Origin of the sequence: Streptomyces sp. NPDC001663, assembly GCF_042893105.1 — a bacterium.
GTDB lineage: Bacteria > Actinomycetota > Actinomycetes > Streptomycetales > Streptomycetaceae > Streptomyces.
On record NZ_JBIAUR010000016.1, the window covers coordinates 60,245 to 77,987 of the forward strand.

General features: G+C 71.6%; 18 protein-coding genes. 2 read left to right on the forward strand and 16 right to left on the reverse strand.

Features of this window, described 5'->3' with window-relative positions; genetic code table 11:
* Positions 1-44: 44 nt before the first annotated feature.
* Positions 45-269 carry a hypothetical protein gene (locus ACFY1L_RS40675; RefSeq protein WP_388836488.1) on the forward strand — a complete coding sequence of 75 codons (225 nt, stop codon included), beginning with the start codon at positions 45-47 and terminating at the stop codon, positions 267-269.
* Here ACFY1L_RS40675 and ACFY1L_RS40680 read toward each other — a convergent pair.
* Together ACFY1L_RS40680 and ACFY1L_RS40685 are read right to left on the reverse strand one after the other, a co-directional pair.
* Positions 253-1,455 carry a cytochrome P450 gene (locus tag ACFY1L_RS40680; protein WP_388836491.1) on the reverse strand — a complete coding sequence of 401 codons (1,203 nt, stop codon included), beginning with the start codon at positions 1,453-1,455 and terminating at the stop codon, positions 253-255. The genes ACFY1L_RS40675 and ACFY1L_RS40680 overlap by 17 nt on opposite strands.
* 76 nt (positions 1,456-1,531) lie before the next feature.
* Positions 1,532-2,134 (reverse strand): DUF1326 domain-containing protein, encoded by a 603-nt coding sequence (locus tag ACFY1L_RS40685; protein ID WP_388836494.1) that lies wholly within the window; start codon positions 2,132-2,134, stop codon positions 1,532-1,534.
* Between the two features lie 231 nt (positions 2,135-2,365).
* Here ACFY1L_RS40685 and ACFY1L_RS40690 point away from each other — a divergent pair, with 231 nt between their 5' ends.
* Positions 2,366-3,136, forward strand: a complete 771-nt coding sequence (locus ACFY1L_RS40690; protein WP_388836497.1) for an SDR family oxidoreductase — start codon at positions 2,366-2,368, stop codon at positions 3,134-3,136.
* A 70-nt stretch (positions 3,137-3,206) separates the two neighbouring features.
* Here ACFY1L_RS40690 and ACFY1L_RS40695 read toward each other — a convergent pair whose 3' ends face one another.
* The 14 genes from ACFY1L_RS40695 to pyrE all read right to left on the reverse strand — a co-directional run bounded on the left by ACFY1L_RS40695 (position 3,207) and on the right by pyrE (position 17,741).
* Complete coding sequence (locus ACFY1L_RS40695) at positions 3,207-4,103, reverse strand: LysR family transcriptional regulator (protein WP_388836500.1); 897 nt, start codon at positions 4,101-4,103, stop codon at positions 3,207-3,209.
* A 117-nt stretch (positions 4,104-4,220) separates the two neighbouring features.
* Positions 4,221-4,886, reverse strand: coding sequence for a response regulator (locus ACFY1L_RS40700; protein WP_388836503.1), 666 nt, complete (start codon positions 4,884-4,886; stop codon positions 4,221-4,223).
* Positions 4,883-6,250 carry a sensor histidine kinase gene (locus tag ACFY1L_RS40705; RefSeq protein WP_388836506.1) on the reverse strand — a complete coding sequence of 456 codons (1,368 nt, stop codon included), beginning with the start codon at positions 6,248-6,250 and terminating at the stop codon, positions 4,883-4,885. The genes ACFY1L_RS40700 and ACFY1L_RS40705 overlap by 4 nt, the downstream gene beginning before the upstream one ends.
* A gap of 96 nt (positions 6,251-6,346) precedes the next feature.
* Positions 6,347-7,021, reverse strand: coding sequence for a response regulator (locus ACFY1L_RS40710; RefSeq protein ID WP_388836509.1), 675 nt, complete (start codon positions 7,019-7,021; stop codon positions 6,347-6,349).
* Positions 7,018-8,382: a sensor histidine kinase gene (locus tag ACFY1L_RS40715; RefSeq protein WP_388836512.1), complete on the reverse strand. Its 1,365-nt coding sequence runs from the start codon at positions 8,380-8,382 to the stop codon at positions 7,018-7,020. Before ACFY1L_RS40715 ends, ACFY1L_RS40710 begins: the two co-directional genes overlap by 4 nt.
* Complete coding sequence (locus tag ACFY1L_RS40720) at positions 8,375-9,580, reverse strand: acyltransferase (RefSeq protein ID WP_388837033.1); 1,206 nt, start codon at positions 9,578-9,580, stop codon at positions 8,375-8,377. Before ACFY1L_RS40720 ends, ACFY1L_RS40715 begins: the two co-directional genes overlap by 8 nt.
* A 7-nt stretch (positions 9,581-9,587) precedes the next feature.
* The gene (locus ACFY1L_RS40725) at positions 9,588-10,592 is read right to left on the reverse strand and encodes an alpha/beta hydrolase (protein WP_388836515.1); all 1,005 of its coding nucleotides are present in this window, start codon (positions 10,590-10,592) and stop codon (positions 9,588-9,590) included.
* Between the two features lie 139 nt (positions 10,593-10,731).
* On the reverse strand, positions 10,732-11,616 hold the full coding sequence (locus tag ACFY1L_RS40730; protein ID WP_388836518.1) for an alpha/beta hydrolase: 885 nt from the start codon (positions 11,614-11,616) through the stop codon (positions 10,732-10,734).
* A gap of 235 nt (positions 11,617-11,851) precedes the next feature.
* Positions 11,852-13,039, reverse strand: a complete 1,188-nt coding sequence (gene kynU / locus ACFY1L_RS40735) for a kynureninase (RefSeq protein WP_388836521.1) — start codon at positions 13,037-13,039, stop codon at positions 11,852-11,854.
* Positions 13,032-13,877 carry a tryptophan 2,3-dioxygenase family protein gene (locus tag ACFY1L_RS40740; RefSeq protein ID WP_388836524.1) on the reverse strand — a complete coding sequence of 282 codons (846 nt, stop codon included), beginning with the start codon at positions 13,875-13,877 and terminating at the stop codon, positions 13,032-13,034. The genes kynU and ACFY1L_RS40740 overlap by 8 nt, the downstream gene beginning before the upstream one ends.
* A gap of 154 nt (positions 13,878-14,031) precedes the next feature.
* The gene (locus ACFY1L_RS40745) at positions 14,032-14,445 is read right to left on the reverse strand and encodes a DUF3151 domain-containing protein (protein ID WP_388836527.1); all 414 of its coding nucleotides are present in this window, start codon (positions 14,443-14,445) and stop codon (positions 14,032-14,034) included.
* 47 nt (positions 14,446-14,492) lie between these two features.
* On the reverse strand, positions 14,493-15,959 hold the full coding sequence (locus ACFY1L_RS40750; protein WP_388836530.1) for an MFS transporter: 1,467 nt from the start codon (positions 15,957-15,959) through the stop codon (positions 14,493-14,495).
* 70 nt (positions 15,960-16,029) lie between these two features.
* A complete protein-coding gene (fbaA, locus tag ACFY1L_RS40755) occupies positions 16,030-17,052 on the reverse strand; it encodes a class II fructose-bisphosphate aldolase (protein ID WP_388836533.1) in 1,023 nt (340 codons plus the stop codon).
* A 140-nt stretch (positions 17,053-17,192) separates the two neighbouring features.
* Complete coding sequence (gene pyrE / locus ACFY1L_RS40760; protein WP_388836536.1) at positions 17,193-17,741, reverse strand: orotate phosphoribosyltransferase; 549 nt, start codon at positions 17,739-17,741, stop codon at positions 17,193-17,195.
* Positions 17,742-17,743 lie beyond the last annotated feature (2 nt).

Genomic DNA, 17,743 nt, shown 5'->3' on the forward strand with positions numbered 1-17,743 from the left:
GGCGGCGGGAACCCCCGAGCGGCCTGCGCACGTCACTCCCGGACATGGGGCAACGTACGGAGGCCGCCGCGGGATGCCTGACCGCGGCGCTCGGCGCGGGCGCGGGGCTCGCGGTGTGGTCCGTCGACGTCAGGGACAGGTGGTGGCGTTTCGAGGCGGCCCCCGACTGGAGCGTCCTCTACGCCGAACTGCCCCTGGCGATCCTCGGCGGAACCGCCGCCGCGCTGGGTGTCCGGGCCCTTCTCCGCCGTCTCAGACCGCGACGCTGAGCCCCTCCAGCCCCCGGATCACGAAGTTCGGCTTACGAGTCGGTTCCTGGGCGAGGCTCAGGGTCGGGGCCTTCTCGAGCAGGGCGGTCATCGAAGCAGCCAGCTCGATCCGGGCCAGTGGAGCGCCGATGCAGTAGTGGATGCCGGCGCTGAAGGAGATGTGCGGGTTCTCCCCGCGGGTGAGGTCGAGGGTCTCGGGGTCGGAGAAGACATCCGGGTCATGGTTGGCGGAGCCGAAGAGCATGGCGATCTCCGCACCCCGCGGAATCGTCGTCCCGTCGATCTCGATGTCGTCCAGCACCCACCGCTCGAAGAGCTGGAGCGGGGTGTCGTACCGCATCAACTCCTCGACGGCGGACGGTACGAGGGAGTGATCGGCGCGCAGAGCGGCCAGCTGCTCCGGGTTGCGGAAGAGGGCGTACCAGCCGCCCACCGTGGCGTTCACGGTCGCCTCGTGCCCGGCGTTGAGGAGCAGGACGGCCGTGGAGATCATCTCCTGCTCGGTCAACCGGTCGCCCTCGTCGTGCGCGGCGATGAGCCCGGAGATGAGATCCTCGCCGGGTTCCTTGCGCCGCTCGGCGATCAGCTCCCGCAGGTAATCCGAGAACTCGACGGAGGCCTGGACGGCCTTGCGCGCGGTCTCCTCGGACGGGTTCAGCTCGTACATCCCGCAGATGTCCGCGGACCAGGGGCGCAGAGGGCCGCGATCCGACTCCGGAATCCCCAGCATCTCGGCGATGACGGCCACGGGGAGCGGCTCGGCGACGTCGGTGAGCAGGTCGCCGCCACCCGCCTCGACAAGCCGGTCCACCAGCTCGCCGGCCAGCCTGGTCACGTACGGCTTCAGCTGCTCCACCGTGCGCGGCGTGAACGCCTTCGAGACCAGCCGCCGGATCCGGGTGTGGTCCGGCGGCTCCAGGTCGAGCATGCCGTGGTCGTTGAGGACGTGGAACGGCTCGTGCGCGGCGGGCGGCGCGGTCCGTCCGAAGTCCTCGTGTGTGAACCGGTGCAGATACGTGCGCCCGAGCCGCCGCTCCCTGAGCAGCGCCGAGACGTCCGCGTGGCGCGGGACGAGCCACTGGTTCGTGGCCTCGAAGTAGTGCACCCGGCCTTTGGCACGCAGCTCGGCGTAGGCGGGATACGGGTCGGCGAGGAACTCGGGGTCCCACGGGTCGAAGGCTGCCATGCGGGGACGCTAACCCGGGGTCTGCCCCTCTGACCAGGGGTGTTCCTTCAGGCGGTCGATCAGGGCGGTGAAAGCGTCAGACGGACCAGGCGAACGGCGCGGAGTGCCCGTTCTGACCCGCCAGATCGAGGTCGAGACCGAACGCCTGTATGCGGGCGACATTGGATTTCGCGATCGTCACGACCGAGTTGGGCGTGATGGTCATGCCATGCAGAGTCGCGCCTTCACTCGCGCCTTCGTGGAAGAAGTCCTCGACCTCTATCTCCACCGAGTCCCCGATGGTGACGCGGTGGGTCCGGCCCTGGGAGTCGAACGTGATCGGAGCGGTTTCCACCCCGGCGATCTCGCCCACCAGAGGTGTGAGTATCGCCGGCGGCCCACCCATCGCTCCGCTGAACACCCCCTGCAGCTTCTCGGCCTGCTCGGCCGAGGCCGCCGCGTCGAGGAACAGTCCCACACGCCAGCCACCCAGGGACATCTGCCCCGGCGCATCCGCCAGCAGCGCGACGGTGAGCCCACCGACGTCGACACCCTCGATGTCCCCTCGGTCGACGTGGAACACCAGCGTCACCTGACACCGCTCTGTGTCCGCCGGCATCGCCAAGGCCGAGACGGTGCACGGACACACCACGTCACACGGACACGCTTCGAAATACCGGCCTTCCAGACTCCATCCCATCGCCCGCTCCGCTTCACCACTCGTCGGCACTCAGACAGGATCCGTTCTCCGGATATGACTTCAGCATATGTCCAGACCAAGCAGCTCGCCATAGGAACTCCCTATAGCCCGTACTCACATTGCGTCTTTGCCTCTCGCTCTTTTCCGTACGTACGGTGAAACAGCTCGACGAGGTATTCACCGCCGTTTCTCCGTCGAGCGGCAAATTACGAAATCGAGAGGACCGGTGGCATGACCACGATCGAGAACGGATCGGGAACGCGAGAACTCGCGGGAAAGCGGGCCCTGGTCACGGGCGGTTCGCGCGGAATCGGAGCAGCCGTCGTACGCCAACTCCTGGACGCGGGCGCCGAGGTGCTCACGACCGCCAGGTCGGCGACGAGCACGGTGCCGGAAGGAGCCGCCTTCGTGACGGCGGACGTGCGGACACGGGACGGAGCGCAGGCGCTCGCCGCGGCCGCGCAGGAGGTGCTCGGCGAGGTGGACATCCTGGTCCACAACGCGGGTGGAGGGGAACCGCACGCGGACGCCGTGGCCATCCCCGACGAGGAGTGGCAGAACGCGCTGGATTTGAACTTCCTGGCGTCGGTGCGGCTGGACTCGCTGCTGGCACCGGGGATGCGGGAACGGCGTTCGGGGGTGATCGTGCATGTCTCCTCGGCCGCGGTCCCCGCCGCGCTACCACCGTTCCTGCACTACACGGCGGCGAAGGCGGCGCTGGAGAACTACAGCCGCGGACTGGCCTCGGAGCTTGCCCCGTCCGGAATCCGGGTCAACACCGTGACTCCCGGCAGAACCGCCACCCCCGGCGGCGAGGCGACGCGGGAGCAGTGGGCGCGCCTGAACGAAGGGCCGGGCCAGGCCGACAGCACGCCCCCGCTGGGGCGCGACGGCCGGCCCGACGACATCGCCCACGCGGTGCTGTTCCTCGTGTCCGACCGGGCGAGCTGGCTGACCGGGAGCAATCTCGTCGTGGACGGCGGCGAATTCACCAGGGGCTGACACCGACAGAATTCCGATACACCACTTCCGGCAAAATGAATTCAGCGGCGCCCGCCTCTTTCTCGGCCGGTCAGGAAACCGGCGAGAAGAAAGATGATTTGTGCCAGGTCTCCTGACGCAGGAATTCGAGCAGAGCCCTCTCCGCCGGGCCCGCGCCATTCCGGAGCGCGGCGACGACGGGCTGGGACACGACCGGGAACACCGGGCGCGCGAGGTGCTCGTAACCCTGGGGCACGGCGGAGGCCGGCACGAGCGTCACCCCCAGCCCGTCGGCGGCCCAGCGCACGGCCGTCGCCGTCTGGGACACACGGGCGACCGTGGTCGGGGCCAGTTCGTTGTCCCGCAGCACGTCCCGCAGCACGCAGTCGAGGGTGCTGTCGCGGTCGAACCTCACCCACGGCTCCCCTGCCAGCTCGCGCAGCTCGACCCGGTCCGCGGCGAGCTGCGGGTGCCCGACGCCCATCACCACGACGAACTCCTCGTCGCCGAGGTGATGGGCGTCGGCAGGACCCCCGCACGGCTCGGCCACCAGGGCGAGGTCCAGCACGCCCCGGCGCCCGAGCCGCTCCAGTTCGGCGGGGTTCGGCTCCTCGAAGACGGTGACCTCCAGCCGCGGGAAGCGGCGGCGCAGTGCGCCCAGCGCGCCCGGCAGCTGCCGCGTGCCCAGGCCCATCTGCACCGCGACCAGCAGCTCGCCCACCAGCTCATCGGCACCGGCCCGCGCCGTCGCCGTCGCCCGCCGCGCCGCGCTCACCGCGACCTCCGCCTCCCGCAGGAACGCGCGACCGACCACGGTGGGCACCAGTCCGGTCGGCGTGCGGTCGAACAGTGTCACGCCGAGTTCCCGCTCCAGGCTGCGGATCTGCTGGGACACCGACGGTTGAGCGACGTGCAGCAGCTCCGCCGCCGCAGTCACCGAGCCCTCCTCGGCAACGGCCAGGGCGTACTCGAACTGGCGCAGACTCATCGGCTCCCGTCCCCTTCCCGGGGGTGGACCGCGGTCCAGCCCGTTGTCATCGTTGTTGTACTGGTAAGAGGTCGGGCTCTCCCGTTATTTCGTCCCGGGACATCTGCGGACAGCGACCTACCCCGGCGTCACCAGCCGTGCCTCGTAGGCGAACACCGCCGCCTGCGTCCGGTCCCTCAGGCCCAGCTTCACCAGGATCCTGCTGACGTGGGTCTTGATAGTCGACTCGGCGACCACCAGCCGCTCGGCTATCTCCGCGTTCGACAGGCCCTGCGCGATCAGGACCAGGACCTCCGTCTCGCGGTCGGTCAGGTCGCCGTAGGCCGCCATTGCGGACTGCATGGGGCGTGGGGCTCCCGAGAGTTTGGAGAACTCCAGGATCAGGCGCTTCGTCACCGAGGGGGCCAGGAGGGCCTCGCCGGAGGCCACCACCCGTACGCCATCGGCCAGTTGGCGGGCCGAGGCGTCCTTCAGGAGGAAGCCGGAGGCTCCTGCGCGCAGGGCCTGGTACACGTACTCGTCCAGGTCGAAGGTGGTCAGGACCAGGACCTTTGCCGTGCCGTCCGCCGCGACGATCTCCCTCGTCGCCTCTATGCCGTTCAGCTCCGGCATGCGGATGTCCATCAGGACCACGTCGGGGGCGAGTTCACGGACGCGGTCCACCGCCTCGCGGCCGTTGACCGCCTCGCCGACCACCTCGATGTCCGGCATCGCGTTCAGCAGGACCGAGAAGCCCTCGCGCACCATCATCTGGTCGTCCGCGATCAGGACGCGGATCGTCATGCCTCTCCCTCGGTCCCGGCGGCGACCGGCAGGAACACCGTCACCTCGTAGCCTCCCTCGTCCGTCCGGCCAGCCGTCATCTCGCCGTTCAGCATGGAGACGCGCTCCCGCATGCCGGTGATGCCGTGGCCGGCGCCGGGTGAGGGCTTCAGCAGTGAGGGGTTCGGTGGCGGGTCGTTGACTATGCGCAGGCCCAGGCCGCCGAGTACGTAGCCGATCTCCACGCGGGCGCTCGCGCCCGGTGCGTGGCGCAGAGTGTTGCTCAGCGCCTCCTGGACCATGCGGTACGCCGACAGCTCGACGCCCTGCGGGAGTTCACGTATCGCTCCGGTCACCGTCTTGTCGACGTTCAGGCCCGCCTCCCGCACATTGGCGAGCAGGCCGTCCAGGTCGGCGAGGGTCGGCTGCGGGGCGTCCGGGGCCTCGTAGTCCTCGGCACGGACCACGCCCAGCACACGGCGCAGCTCGGCGAGGGCCGCCACCGCGTTCTCCCGGATCGTCGCGAACGCCTTCTCCAGCTCCGGCGGCGGGTTCTCCACGCGGTACGGGGCGGCCTCCGCCTGGATCGCGACGACCGACATGTGGTGTGCGACCACGTCGTGCAGCTCGCGGGCGATCGTCGTGCGCTCCTCCAGCAGAGTGCGCCGGGAACGCTCGTGCGCGGTCACCGTCTGCTGGGCGGTCACCTCCTGGCGGGCCTCGCGGCGTATGTGCCGAACGGTGACGGCGAGGAGGCACACGGCGGAGAGGAACAGCATCTCCATGGTGTTCGGGGCGAAGGGGGGTCCGCTGTGGAGGCCTTCGGCCGCGATGCCGTACAGCCCCGTCAGGACCCACATCCATGCCGCTGTGCGCGGCCGGGTCCGGATGGCCACGATCGTGAGGACCAGGAGGTGGGTGACGAAGCTGCCGTTCAGCCACGGCCACTCGCTGTCCCAGTCGCTCCACAGGGCGGCGGCGACCGGGGTCGCGACCATCGACAGCCAGAACGCGAGGATCGGGCGCACCGCGGTCAGCAGGACGGGGGCCAGGGCGAGCAGGCCGAGTGCCAGGTTCTCGCCCGCACCGCGGATGCTGCTGTTCGAGGCGACGAACATCGCGAACAGGCCGGCCGCGACGACCAGCGCCTGCGGCGTCCAGGTCGCGTACTCCCGCCACCGGCCCGACAGCCGCCGGGTGAACCGGCCGTCGGCCGCCATGCGGTTCAGTGGGCGGTAGGCGAAGGCGTCGTGGAACAGGTCCTGCTGCAGCCCGCGCAAGGCGTCCATGGCCGCCCGGACCTCCGGACTGCGCGGCTTGTACGGCTCGAACAAGCCGTCCGGTGGCTCCGGGGGCGTCGACTGCGTCTGGGTCGTCTCGGTCACGTTGAAAACGGTAGGCCGTGGCGGGGCGGCGGTCGTCACCAGTGAGAAGGGTCCTTCGGCGTCCCCCTCAGGTACTACGGGTACTGCGCCCGCCGGTCAGTATCCCGACGGCCGTACCAGCCCCGACTCGTACGCGAACACCGCCGCCTGCGTCCGGTCCCTGAGGCCCAGCTTCACCAGGATGCGGCCCACGTGGGTCTTCACCGTCTGCTCGGCCACGACCAGCCGCTGCGCGATCTCCGCGTTCGACAGGCCCTGGGCGATCAGGGCGAGGACCTCCGTCTCACGCTCGGTCAGGTCGCCGACGCGTGTCTTGAGCGGGGCTCGGGGCTTGCCGTCCAGGCGGGAGAACTCGGCGATCAGGCGCCGGGTGATGCCCGGTGCGAGCAGTGCGTCGCCGGCCGCGACCACCCGGACCGCCTCGGCGAGCTTGTCCGCGGACGCGTCCTTGAGCATGAACCCGGACGCGCCGGCGCGCAGCGCCTCGTACACGTACTCGTCGAGGTCGAAGGTGGTGAGCACCAGCACCTTTATGTCGGGGCGCTCGGTGGTGATGCGGCGGGTGGCCTCGATGCCGCCGAGTTCGGGCATGCGGATGTCCATCAGGACGACGTCCGGGACGAGTTCGTCGACCTTGGCCACGGCGTCCAGGCCGTCCACCGCCTGCCCGATCACGTCGATGTCGGGCTGGGTGTTGAGCAGCACGGTGAAGCCCTGCCGGACCATCTGCTGGTCGTCGGCGATGATGACGCGGATGGGGCTGCTCGTCATGCGGTGTCGTCCTTCGGGTCGGTGACGGGGTCCGGGGCGTCGGGGAGGTCCGGGCCGTCGGCGCGCGGGGCTACCGGCAGGAACGCGGAGACCTGGTAGCCGCCGTCCGGCTGGGAGTGTGCGGAGAGGGCGCCGCCGAGCATCGCGGCCCGTTCCCGCATGCCCAGCAGACCGTGCCCCGCGCCGGGCGACGCCGGTGCCTCGTGCAGCGGCCGCGAGTTGACGACTTCCACGTGCAGTCCGTAGGGGACGTAGGCGACTTCGACGCTCGCGCTCGCGCCGGGTGCGTGGCGCAGTACGTTGCTCAGCGCCTCCTGCACGATCCGGTACGCCGACAGCTCCACTCCGGACGGCAGCGGGCGCCGCTCCCCCGTGGTCCGTGTGGTCACGGTCAGGCCGGCCGCCCGGGTGTTCTCGACGAGCGCGTCGAGCCGGTCCAGTGTGGGCTGCGGACTGTGCGCGTCGCCGCCGGCGCCGTCGAGCGTGTCCGTGCCGGGGTCCTCCGAGCGCAGGACACCCAGCACGCGGCGCAGTTCGGTCAGCGCCTCCAGCGCGTTGCTCCGTATGCCCTCGAGGTTCTCCTTGAGCTCCTCGGGCGGGTCCGCCACGAGGTGGGGGGCGACCTGGGCCTGGATGGAGATGACGGACATGTGGTGGGCGACCACGTCGTGCAGCTCGCGGGCGATGCGGTTGCGCTCCTCCAGCAGGGTGCGCCGCGCCCGTTCCTCGGCGGTGAGCGTGGTCTGCCGGCCCAGTTCCGCGCGTGCCTCGCGGCGGCCGCGCAGCGCGATGCCGAGCACGACGACGATCGCGGACAGGGCGATGGTGACGACGGCGGTGTCCTGATGGTGCGCCGCGCCCCACACGTCATCGAGGACGAAGGTGAGCAGTGCGGTCAGGACCAGCACCTCGACGGACACCCTGGTGCGGACCCGCAGTGCGAGCAGCAGCAGTACGAGCAGGTGTGCGATGATCCCGGCCGCGGTCCAGGGCCAGGTGAACTCGGTCCCCTCGTCCATGCCCAGCTTGCCGTGCACCGCGAGGGCGCCCACCAGGGTGGCCCCCGTCGACAGCCACCACGCCGGGATCGGCCGCCACATCGCGAGGACCACGGCGCCGCCCTGCGCGAGTGCGATCAGGAAGCCGTTCACGCCCAGATGCCCGTTGTCCTGGAGCTGCGCCGTGCCGCCGAGCACGATGCCGAACGCCGCCAGGCACAGCACTCCGTGCGGCAGCCACCGCAGCCACTTGGACGGAGGCAGCGGGTCCGCGTCGACGGTGCACAGGTCGTCGCGCACCACCCGCAGCCCGCGCACCACCCGCTGCGTCCCCGTTCCCGTCACACGCACCACCCTAGACATGGGGCCTCTCCAGCGCCGCCCGCCCTGTGGACGGACGGTGTGCGCGGACGACCCGTGAACGCCGACGGTCGGTCCGCTCGGCGGGGCGGGCGTGCTCGTAGGTCCGAAAGGCGGCCCAGCAGACGGTGAGGGCCAGGGCGAAGACCGGGAGCCACATCAGGCGGGACGCCACCCAGCCGAGACCGTCGGGGGAGGTGTGCAGGCCGGGGAGGCGGCCCGCGAGGAGGCCGGTGGCCGTGGTCGCCATCATCGCCGTCTGGTGCCAGAGGAAGATCGTCATCGCGGAGAGGTTGACGAAGGCCACCGCCGCCCAGGCCAGAGGGCGCCGCATCGTACGGCGCAGCCGGTCGCGCAGGAGCAGCGCGAGGCCGCACTGGGCCAGGCCGAACGCGACCGCGGCCAGGGTCGGCGGGTTGAGGTTCGAGATCGCCGAGCCCGGGACGCCGACCATCGACGCCGGGTAGTGCGCCCAGATCACCAGCGCGGCCGTCGCCGCCGTGCCGCCGACGAGCAGGACCCAGCCCGCGCGGGGGCGGTCCAGCTCGCCGCGGGTCCAGGCCGCGCCGAGGGTGTACGGCACCAGCCAGCCCGCCGCCAGGTTCACCCAGCCGAGGCTCTGCGGGGCGCCGAGTCCGAAGCGGAGAAGGTCCACATGGAGGACGACGGCCAGCGGCCAGAGGGGGTTGAGCCGGGTGAGGAGCGGGGTCGCCGCCGTCAGGGCCGCGAAGACCAGAAGAAACCAGAGGGGTGACAGGGCCAGCTTGACGAGCGTGCGGACCGTGTCGAAATCCGCGCCGGACAGGAGCAGGGCCGTCGCGGTCACGGTCCACAGGACCAGGACGGCCGCCACCGGCTTGAACAGCCGCGCCAGACGGGCGAGCAGCCATTGGCCGTACGGCGTCCCCTTGGCGCGGGCCGAGCTGTAGCTCCGGGTCGCCACATGGCCGCCCACCAGGAAGAACACGGCGAGGGTCTGGAAGGCCCAGGAGATCGGGGCCAGCCACGGCATGTGCTGGAGGGGGCTGGTGGTGTGCAGGGTGCCGCCGTCCGCCACCAGGGCCGTGACCAGCCAGTGGCCGAGGACCACGCCGAGGATCGCGAAGGCGCGCAGGGCGTCCACGGCCCGGTCCCGGCCTGCGGGGGTGGCGGCGTCGATCCGGTCGGCGCCCTGCCGTATGCCGTCCCACGCGCGGCGCATGCTCAACTCACGCACGGGTCACCTCCTTCGACTCGCCGAGCACGATCCGGGCGAGGTTGGTCAGGGAGACCGAGCCCGGCCTGAAGTAGTCGCTGTGGCCGCCGGAGCCCGCCGCGAAGACATGGGCGCCGAAGGCGGGGGACACGGGGTCGGTGCCGAAGCCGACGGTGGTGCCGAACAGGTCGGTGCTGACGTGCGGCACCTCGGCGATCCAGTCGTCACCGCCGCGCGCCGCCCAGACGCGGGCCCGTGTGTGCAGGGCCGCCGCCGAGTCCGCGCCGGTGCCGGGGCTGCCGACGAGGGCGATGTCGGCGACGTCCAGGCCGGCGGCCGCGCGGGCGCACACCACCGAGCCGTAGGAGTGACAGAGCAGGGAGATGCGCGCCTCGGCCCCGGCTATTCCGCGCAGTTCGGCGACGAACTCGCGCAGGTGCGGGGCCGCCTGCTCGGCGCGGCCCGTCGTGAGGACCGTCGCGCTGATCGTGGCCGGCGTCCGGTAGCCCAGCCAGGCCACGACCGCGGTGCGGGTGCCCCTGGGGGCCTCGCGTGTCAGGCGGTCCTGCAGGGCGACGGCGCCCGCGCGGAAGCGGTCGTAGGTGTCGAGGGAGGTGTCGGAGCCCGGGACGAGGACCGCGATGCGGTCGGCGTGGGCGAGGTCGCCGAAGACCTCCGTCGCCTGGCCGGGGCCGCGGCCGTCGAAGGAGAGGAAGTGACGGGACGGCGTGGCCATGGAGCGGTCGGCGGCGGCGCGTTTGTCGTCGCCGTGGGTGGCGGCCATGCGGGACGCTGCCGCGGCGTTGGCGCGGTTGGCTGCGTAGGCCTTGTCGAGGGTGGTTGCCGTGAGCGGGGCGAGGGTGGCGGGGGGAGGGGCGGGGATCTCGGGGCGGGTGGCCGCGGAGAGGGGGAGGACCACGGCGCCCGTGATGAGGGCGGCGAGGGTGGCACGGCGCCATCTGCCGACTCGGCGGCGTCTGTTCGCACGCTCTGCGGTTGTCCCCGTCTCGAGCCCCATGGTCGTCTCCCCTTCCAGTTCGCCCGGCCATCGGGCTTGTCTGGATGGGAAGTTACGGAGACGGGCTCGTCGTCCGCGTCACGCCAGGGAGCTGTCCTGTCGCGTAGCTCTCAAGTACTACGGGTATGAAGGGGACGGCTCACCAAGCCAGTTGGGCGATCTCCTCCGCCACCACCGCGCACGCGTCCGCCGCCGGGTCGATCAGCGGGAAGTGGCCGACGTCCTCCAGGAGCGTGAGGCCGACCACCTCGCCGGCCTTCGCCGCCGCGTCCGCGTAGGACTCGGCGACCGCCTGCGGGACGTCGACGTCCGTGCGGCCCTGGACCAGCGTGGTCGCGATGCCGGTGGGCAGCAGCAGCGACGGGTCCGCGTGCGGGCGCCGCTCGGTGAACTTCTCGTCGCCGCCCAGGAGTTGGCGCGCGGCCCCGCCGCAGACGTCCAGCTTGTCGGCGACCTCGAAGTCGGCGATCGGGGCGAGGGCGACGACACCGCGCAGGGGCGCGGGACGGTCCGTGCGCCACGGGGAACCGGAGGGCAGCACATGCCGTGCCGCCGCCCACAGCGCGAGGTGGCCGCCCGCCGAGTGGCCGGTGATCACCATGCGGCGCGGGTCGGCCTGCGGGAGGGCTTCCCGCAGGAGCGCAGGCAGTGCGTCCAGCGCGGCCGCGACGTCGTCGAAGGTCTCCGGCCACCGCCCCGCGAGCGGACCGCCCGAGCCGCCCTGGGCGGGGATCGCGCCGCCCCGGCGGTACTCCACGCTGGCCACGGCGAAGCCCCGCCGGGCCAGGAAGTCGGCGAACGGGGAGATGTGCCGCCGGTCGTACGGCGCCCGCCAGGCACCGCCGTGCAGCACGACGACCAGCGGGGCGAGGGTGCCGGCGGGCAGCTCGTGGCGCGGGGCGTAGAAGTCGATCAGCTGGTCGGGGTGGTCGCCGTACGCGGCGGTGGAGTCGGGGTCGACCGAGGGGTGCGAGAACGCGGACTCCTCCTCGGCGGCGGCCCGGGCTGCGGCGTCGTCCGGCATGCTCCAACCTCTCAGCGGCGATGGGGGTACCTCCCAGGCCTTCGGCACTGGGGGCGGATTTCGGGCCGAGCGGACCAGCTGCCACATCGGCCGTTGGCGGGGACGGTACCAGGCCGGTGACGTGCGCGGACACGGGGATGTCACGCACGGTGAGGACAAAACGGTTCTGTGACGCGCGCGGGCCGGGCGGCACCGTGACCGCCCGGCCCGCACCCGCATGCCAAAAGCACGCAAGCTACCCGCCCAGTGTCTCCCCCAGCACCCGGGCCGCCCGCTCCACATCCCCGAAGCCGACGTACAGCGGTGTGAATCCGAACCGCAGCACGTCCGGGTGCCGGAAGTCCCCGACCACGCCCCGCTCGATGAGCCGCTTCATCACATCCCCGGCGTCCGCGCAGCGCAGCGCCACCTGGCTGCCGCGCTCCTCGTGGGCCACCGGAGTCAGCGATTCCACCCGCCCCGCCGGGACGTACTCCCCCACGCACTTCAGGAAGAAGTCCGTCAGCGCGAGGGACTTGGCGCGCACCGCCTCGATCGACACGCCCTCCCAGACCTCCAGCGCCGCCTCCAGGGCGAGCATGGAGAGGATGTCCGGGGTGCCGACGCGACCCCGGAGCGCGCCCGCGGCCGGTTCGTAGCCGGGGCGCATGCCGAAGGGCTCCACGTGGGAGTTCCAGCCGGGCAGCGGGGAGTCGAAGCGTTCCTGCAGGTCACGGCGTACATAGAGGTACGCCGGTGAACCCGGGCCGCCGTTCAGGTACTTGTAGGTGCAGCCGACCGCCAGGTCCACGCCGTGCTCGTCGAGGCCGACCGGCAGCGCGCCCGCGCTGTGGCACAGGTCCCAGACGGCGACCGCGCCCGCCGCGTGCACTTCCGCCGTGAGACCGGGCAGGTCGTGCAGGCGGCCGGTGCGGTAGTCGACGTGGTTCAGCAGGACGGCGGCCGTACGGTCGGAGAGCACGCCCGGCACGTCCCCCGGGACCACTGGACGCAGCGTGCACCCCGTCATCCGGGCGGCCGACTCGGCGATGTACCCGTCCGTGGGAAAGGTCGTCGCGTCGACGACGATCTCGTCCCGGCCCGCTCCCGCCATCCGCACGGCGGCGACAAGTGCCTTGAAGACATTGACACTTGTCGAGTCGCCGACGACGATCTGCCCGGCCGCCGCCCCGACCAGCGGTGCGATGCGGTCGCCGATCCGCTCCGGCGCCGTCCACCAGCCGCTCTCGTCCCAGGACCGTATGCGCAGCTCGCCCCACTGCCGCCGTACGACGTCGTCCACCCGCCCCGGGACCGCCGTCGGCAGCGCGCCGAGCGAGTTCCCGTCCAGGTAGACGACCTCGTCCAGCACGAACTGCTTGCGCAGCCCGGCAAGTTCGTCCGCAGCGTCCGACTTCCCTGCCTGCACCGTGAGTTCAGACATGGGACCGCGCCGTCCACAGCTCGGGGAAGACGTTCTTCTGCGCGCGCTTCTCCAGCCAGGCCACGCCGGCCGAGCCGCCCGTGCCGGGCTTGGCGCCCATGGCGCGGCGGGTGGCGACCAGGTGATCGTTGCGCCATCGCCACACCAGCTCGGCCACGTCGGTCAACGCCTCGCCCAGCCGGGCGAGTTCGGCGTTCTCGTCGCCCGCGTAGACCGCGGTCCAGGCGGCCTCGACGGCCTCGTTCGGCTCGTAGCGCCGCGAGACGTCGCGCCGGAGGACCGACCCCGGGATCGCGCACCCGCGCCGTGCCATGAGCCGCAGCACCTCGTCGTACAGGCTCGGCTCGGCGAGCGCCTTCTCCAGTTCGGCGTGGACGCGGGGCGCGCCGCGGTGCGGGACCAGCATGGACGCGGACTTCTCGCCGAGCAGGAACTCCATCCGGCGGTACATCGCCGACTGGAAGCCGGAGCCCTCGCCGAGGGCGGAGCGGTACGAGTTGAACTGGGCCGGGGTCAGCTGGCCGAGCGGCTTCCAGGAGGCGTTCAGCGCCTCCAGCTCCCGTACGGAGCGCTTGAGCGCGGCGACGGCGGTCGGGACGTCGTCCGAGCGGAGTGCGTGGGCCGCGGTCTCCCACTCGTGCACGACGACGGTGAACCACAGCTCCATGACCTGGGTCGTGACCAGGAAGACCATCTCTCCAGGGTCCTCGGAGAGGGTGTGCTGGAGGTGGGTGAGGACGTCGGCCTTGACGTAGTCCTCGTACGGGGTCGTTCCCTGGAAGTCGAGATGCGGGGTCTCGGGCTCCTGAGCCTCTGCGGGCTGGGCCAAGTGGGACATCGCGGTCTCCTGCAATGTGCTCCGGGTAGCGGTCCGCCCCTGCCGTTATCGACACGGGGGCCCCGGTCCCCACCGGGCATCCTCCACAATCGTCCCCCGAAACCGCAAGGTCCGCCCGGTCACACCGGGCGGACCTGCACCGATACGCGTACGGCTAGCCGAGGGTCTGGGCCGCCGTCGGGGAGGAGTCCTTCAGGAACTGGCTGCAGCGCTCGTACTCCTCCTGCTCGCCGATCGAACCCGCGGCGCGGGCGAGGGCGTGCAGGGCGCGCAGGAAGCCGCGGTTCGGCTCGTGCTCCCAGGGGACCGGGCCGTGGCCCTTCCAGCCGCTGCGGCGCAGGGCGTCGAGGCCGCGGTGGTAGCCCGTACGGGCGTAGGCGTACGACTCCACGACGCTGCCCCGCTCGAACGCCTCGTCGGCCAGCTGGGCCCAGGCCAGCGAGGACGTCGGGTACTTGGCGGCGACATCCGCCGGCGCGGTGCCGTTCGCCAGCAGCTCGCGGGGCTCGGGGTCGTCGGGGAGGTGGGTCGGGGGCGGGCCCCCGAGAAGGTTTTCGTGAATGGCCATGCCTTCAGTTTGCGCCATGCGCATTCGTGGGTGCGGAGGACCGGCCCCTATGCGATACGGCCCCGCGCCCGCTCCCCCTCCAGCGGCGGAGCGGCGATCGCCCCGTGCGTGCGGCACTCCGGGCGCCGGCAGCCCGGTGGCAGCGGCCGTACTGTCGCGAAGGCCACCGCCGAGCCCACCACCAGCACTCCGGCGCAGATGAGCATCGCCCGGTGGAAGGCGTCGTCGAAGGCCTCCGGGGAGCGGTAGGCCTCCGGGCCCATCCCCGCGAGCAGCGGCAGCGCGGCCACCGCGATCAGGCCGGCCACGCGGGCCGCCGCGTTGTTGATGCCGCTGGCCAGGCCCGCCCGCGCGGTCTCCACGGAGGCGAGGACGGTGGCGGTCAGGGGTGCCACCAGGGTGACCAGGCCGACGCCGAGGACCAGAACGGCGGGCAGTACGTCGCGCACGTACGAGGCGCCCGGCCCGACCCGCAGCATCAGCAGCATTCCGGCCGCGGCCACCAGCGGGCCCACGGTGAGCGGGATGCGCGGGCCGATGCGGTCGGCGAGGGCGCCCGAGCGGGCCGAGAACAGCAGCATCATGGCGGTCGTCGGCAGCAGCGCCGTACCGGCGGCGAGGGCCGACCAGCCCACGGCGACCTGGAGCTGGACCGCGGCCAGGAAGAAGAAGCCGCCGAGCGCCGCGTACACGCACAGGGTGACCAGGTTGACCGCCGTGAACTGGCGGGACGCGAAGATGTCGAGCGGCATCATCGGGTCCGGGCGGCGCTTCTCGACGTAGAAGAAGGCCACTCCCGCGACCAGCCCGGCGACCGCCGTGAGCACGACGGCCGCGGAAGCATCGCGGGCCTCGATCAGCGCGTACGTCACCAGGGCGAGCGCCAGGGCGCCCAGCGCCGCGCCGAGGACGTCGAACCGGCCGTGGCTGCGGCCGTCGGCGGACTCGGGGACGTGCCGTACGGCGATGGGCGCGCACAGCAGCGCAAGCGGAACGTTGAGCAGGAACACCCAGCGCCAGCCGGGGCCGTCCACCAGCCAGCCGCCCAGGAACGGGCCGACCGCCGCCCCGATCCCGCCGAAGCCGGACCACAGGCCGACCGCCCGGCCCCGGTCGTCGGGATGGAAGGACGCCTGGATCAGGGCCAGGGAGCCGGGGGTGAGGAGCGCTCCTCCGACGCCCTGCAGTGCGCGGGCCGCGATGAGCACACCCGTGCTGGGCGCCACCCCGCACAGCAGGGAGGCCGCCGCGAACCACACCACCCCGATCACGAAGATCTTGCGGCGGCCGTAGTGGTCGCCCAGGGAGCCACCGAGCAGAATCAGCCCGGCCAGCGTCAGCATGTACGCGTTGACCGTCCACTGGAGCGCGGCCAGGTCGGCGTCCAGATCGCGGCCGATGCGCGGGAGGGCGACGTTGACGACAGTCGAGTCCAGCATCGCCATGCTGGAGCCGAGCACGGTGGTCAGCAGGATCCACTTGCCCTGCGGGGAGGCGATCCGGACGTCGGGCATGACCACAGGTATACAGCGAGCCCGGCGCCGTAGCACCGGGCTCGCTGTGAAGCGGTCGAAGCAGCGCCGCTTACTTGATCTTGTTGCCCGCCGAGCGCAGGTTCTGCGTGGCCTCGACGACACGGGCCGCCATGGACGCCTCGGCCAGCTTGCCCCAGGTGCGCGGGTCGTAGGTCTTCTTGGAGCCGACCTCGCCGTCGACCTTCAGGACACCGTCGTAGTTGCGGAACATGTGGTCCGCGACCGGGCGGGTGAAGGCGTACTGGGTGTCCGTGTCGATGTTCATCTTCACGACGCCGTTCTCCAGCGAGGTGCGGATCTCCTCCTCGGTGGAGCCGGAGCCGCCGTGGAAGACGAAGTCGAACGGGGACTGCTTGCCGAACTTGGCGGCAACGCCCTCGTTCAGCTCCTTCAGCAGCTCGGGACGGAGCACGACATTGCCCGGCTTGTACACGCCGTGCACGTTGCCGAAGGACGCGGCGAGCAGGTAGCGGCCCTTCTCGCCGAGGCCCAGGGCCTCCGCCGTACGGATCGCGTCCTCGACCGTGGTGTACAGGGAGTCGTTGATCTCGTGCGAGACGCCGTCCTCCTCGCCACCGGTCGGGGTGATCTCCACCTCGAGGATGATGTTGGCGCGACGGGCCTGCTCGAGCAGCTCCTGCGCGATGGACAGGTTGTCGGCCAGGGTCTCGGCGGAGCCGTCCCACATGTGCGACTGGAAGAGCGGGTTGCCGCCCGCCTTCACGCGCTCCTCGGAGATCGCCAGCAGCGGACGTACGTACCCGTCGAGCTTGTCCTTCGGGCAGTGGTCCGTGTGCAGCGCGACGTTGACCGGGTACTTCTCGGCGACGATGTGCGCGAACTCGGCGAGGGCGACCGAGCCGGTCACCATCTCCTTGCTGAACTGGCCGCCCAGGAACTCGGCACCGCCGGTCGAGATCTGGACGATGCCGTCGCTCTCCGCCTCCGCGAAACCGCGCAGGGCCGCGTGCAGGGTCTGGGTCGAGGTCACGTTGATGGCCGGGTAGGCGAACTTGCCTGCCTTCGCCCGGTCCAGCATCTCGTTGTAGACCTCGGGAGTTGCGATGGGCATCTGTCCGCTCCTTGGTATGTGCGGGTTGACGATCTACTACTACGGCCCTGACCTAGACCTTGGGGGTGACGTCATCGTCGGGCCACATCTTTCCAGACTTGGCCGGATGCTTTGCCCGCCCTGTCCGGCTTGTGGACAACTCAGTCGAGGCCCAGGTCGTCCTTGGAGTAGGCGAAGAGGTACGGCACTCCGGCGCCGTCCTGGATCTTCTCGGCGGCACCGGTCGCGCGGTCGACGATCGTGGCGACGGCGACGACCTCCGCGCCCGCCTCGCGCACCGCCTCGACGGCGGTCAGCGGAGAGCCGCCGGTGGTGGAGGTGTCCTCGACGACCAGGACCCGCCGGCCCGCGATGTCCGGTCCCTCGACGCGGCGCTGCAGGCCGTGCGCCTTCGCCGCCTTCCGTACGACGAAGGCGTCGACGCGCTTACCGCGCGCGGCGGCCGCGTGCAGGATGGCTCCCGCGACCGGGTCGGCGCCCATGGTCAGGCCGCCCACCGCGTCGTAGTCGAGGTCGGCGGTCAGGTCCAGCAGCACCTGTCCGACCAGCGGGGCGGCCTCGCCGTCGAGGGTGATGCGGCGCAGGTCGACGTAGTAGTCGGCCTCCAGACCCGAGGAGAGGGTCACCTTGCCGTGCACCACGGCCTTGTCCTTGATCTGCTGCAGCAGCTCGCCGCGTACGTCCGTCATGC

What these genes read in the sequence shown, in the direction of transcription:
- ACFY1L_RS40675 (WP_388836488.1), top strand. Translation starts at nt 45, where the DNA reads ATGGGGCAACGTACGGAGGCCGCCGCGGGATGCCTGACCGCGGCGCTC.
- ACFY1L_RS40680 (WP_388836491.1), bottom strand. Translation starts at nt 1,455, where the DNA reads ATGGCAGCCTTCGACCCGTGGGACCCCGAGTTCCTCGCCGACCCGTAT.
- ACFY1L_RS40685 (WP_388836494.1), bottom strand. Translation starts at nt 2,134, where the DNA reads ATGGGATGGAGTCTGGAAGGCCGGTATTTCGAAGCGTGTCCGTGTGAC.
- ACFY1L_RS40690 (WP_388836497.1), top strand. Translation starts at nt 2,366, where the DNA reads ATGACCACGATCGAGAACGGATCGGGAACGCGAGAACTCGCGGGAAAG.
- ACFY1L_RS40695 (WP_388836500.1), bottom strand. Translation starts at nt 4,103, where the DNA reads ATGAGTCTGCGCCAGTTCGAGTACGCCCTGGCCGTTGCCGAGGAGGGC.
- ACFY1L_RS40700 (WP_388836503.1), bottom strand. Translation starts at nt 4,886, where the DNA reads ATGACGATCCGCGTCCTGATCGCGGACGACCAGATGATGGTGCGCGAG.
- ACFY1L_RS40710 (WP_388836509.1), bottom strand. Translation starts at nt 7,021, where the DNA reads ATGACGAGCAGCCCCATCCGCGTCATCATCGCCGACGACCAGCAGATG.
- ACFY1L_RS40715 (WP_388836512.1), bottom strand. Translation starts at nt 8,382, where the DNA reads ATGTCTAGGGTGGTGCGTGTGACGGGAACGGGGACGCAGCGGGTGGTG.
- ACFY1L_RS40720 (WP_388837033.1), bottom strand. Translation starts at nt 9,580, where the DNA reads ATGCGCCGCGCGTGGGACGGCATACGGCAGGGCGCCGACCGGATCGAC.
- ACFY1L_RS40725 (WP_388836515.1), bottom strand. Translation starts at nt 10,592, where the DNA reads ATGGGGCTCGAGACGGGGACAACCGCAGAGCGTGCGAACAGACGCCGC.
- ACFY1L_RS40730 (WP_388836518.1), bottom strand. Translation starts at nt 11,616, where the DNA reads ATGCCGGACGACGCCGCAGCCCGGGCCGCCGCCGAGGAGGAGTCCGCG.
- kynU (WP_388836521.1), bottom strand. Translation starts at nt 13,039, where the DNA reads ATGTCTGAACTCACGGTGCAGGCAGGGAAGTCGGACGCTGCGGACGAA.
- ACFY1L_RS40740 (WP_388836524.1), bottom strand. Translation starts at nt 13,877, where the DNA reads ATGTCCCACTTGGCCCAGCCCGCAGAGGCTCAGGAGCCCGAGACCCCG.
- ACFY1L_RS40745 (WP_388836527.1), bottom strand. Translation starts at nt 14,445, where the DNA reads ATGGCCATTCACGAAAACCTTCTCGGGGGCCCGCCCCCGACCCACCTC.
- ACFY1L_RS40750 (WP_388836530.1), bottom strand. Translation starts at nt 15,959, where the DNA reads ATGCCCGACGTCCGGATCGCCTCCCCGCAGGGCAAGTGGATCCTGCTG.
- fbaA (WP_388836533.1), bottom strand. Translation starts at nt 17,052, where the DNA reads ATGCCCATCGCAACTCCCGAGGTCTACAACGAGATGCTGGACCGGGCG.
- pyrE (WP_388836536.1), bottom strand. Translation starts at nt 17,741, where the DNA reads ATGACGGACGTACGCGGCGAGCTGCTGCAGCAGATCAAGGACAAGGCC.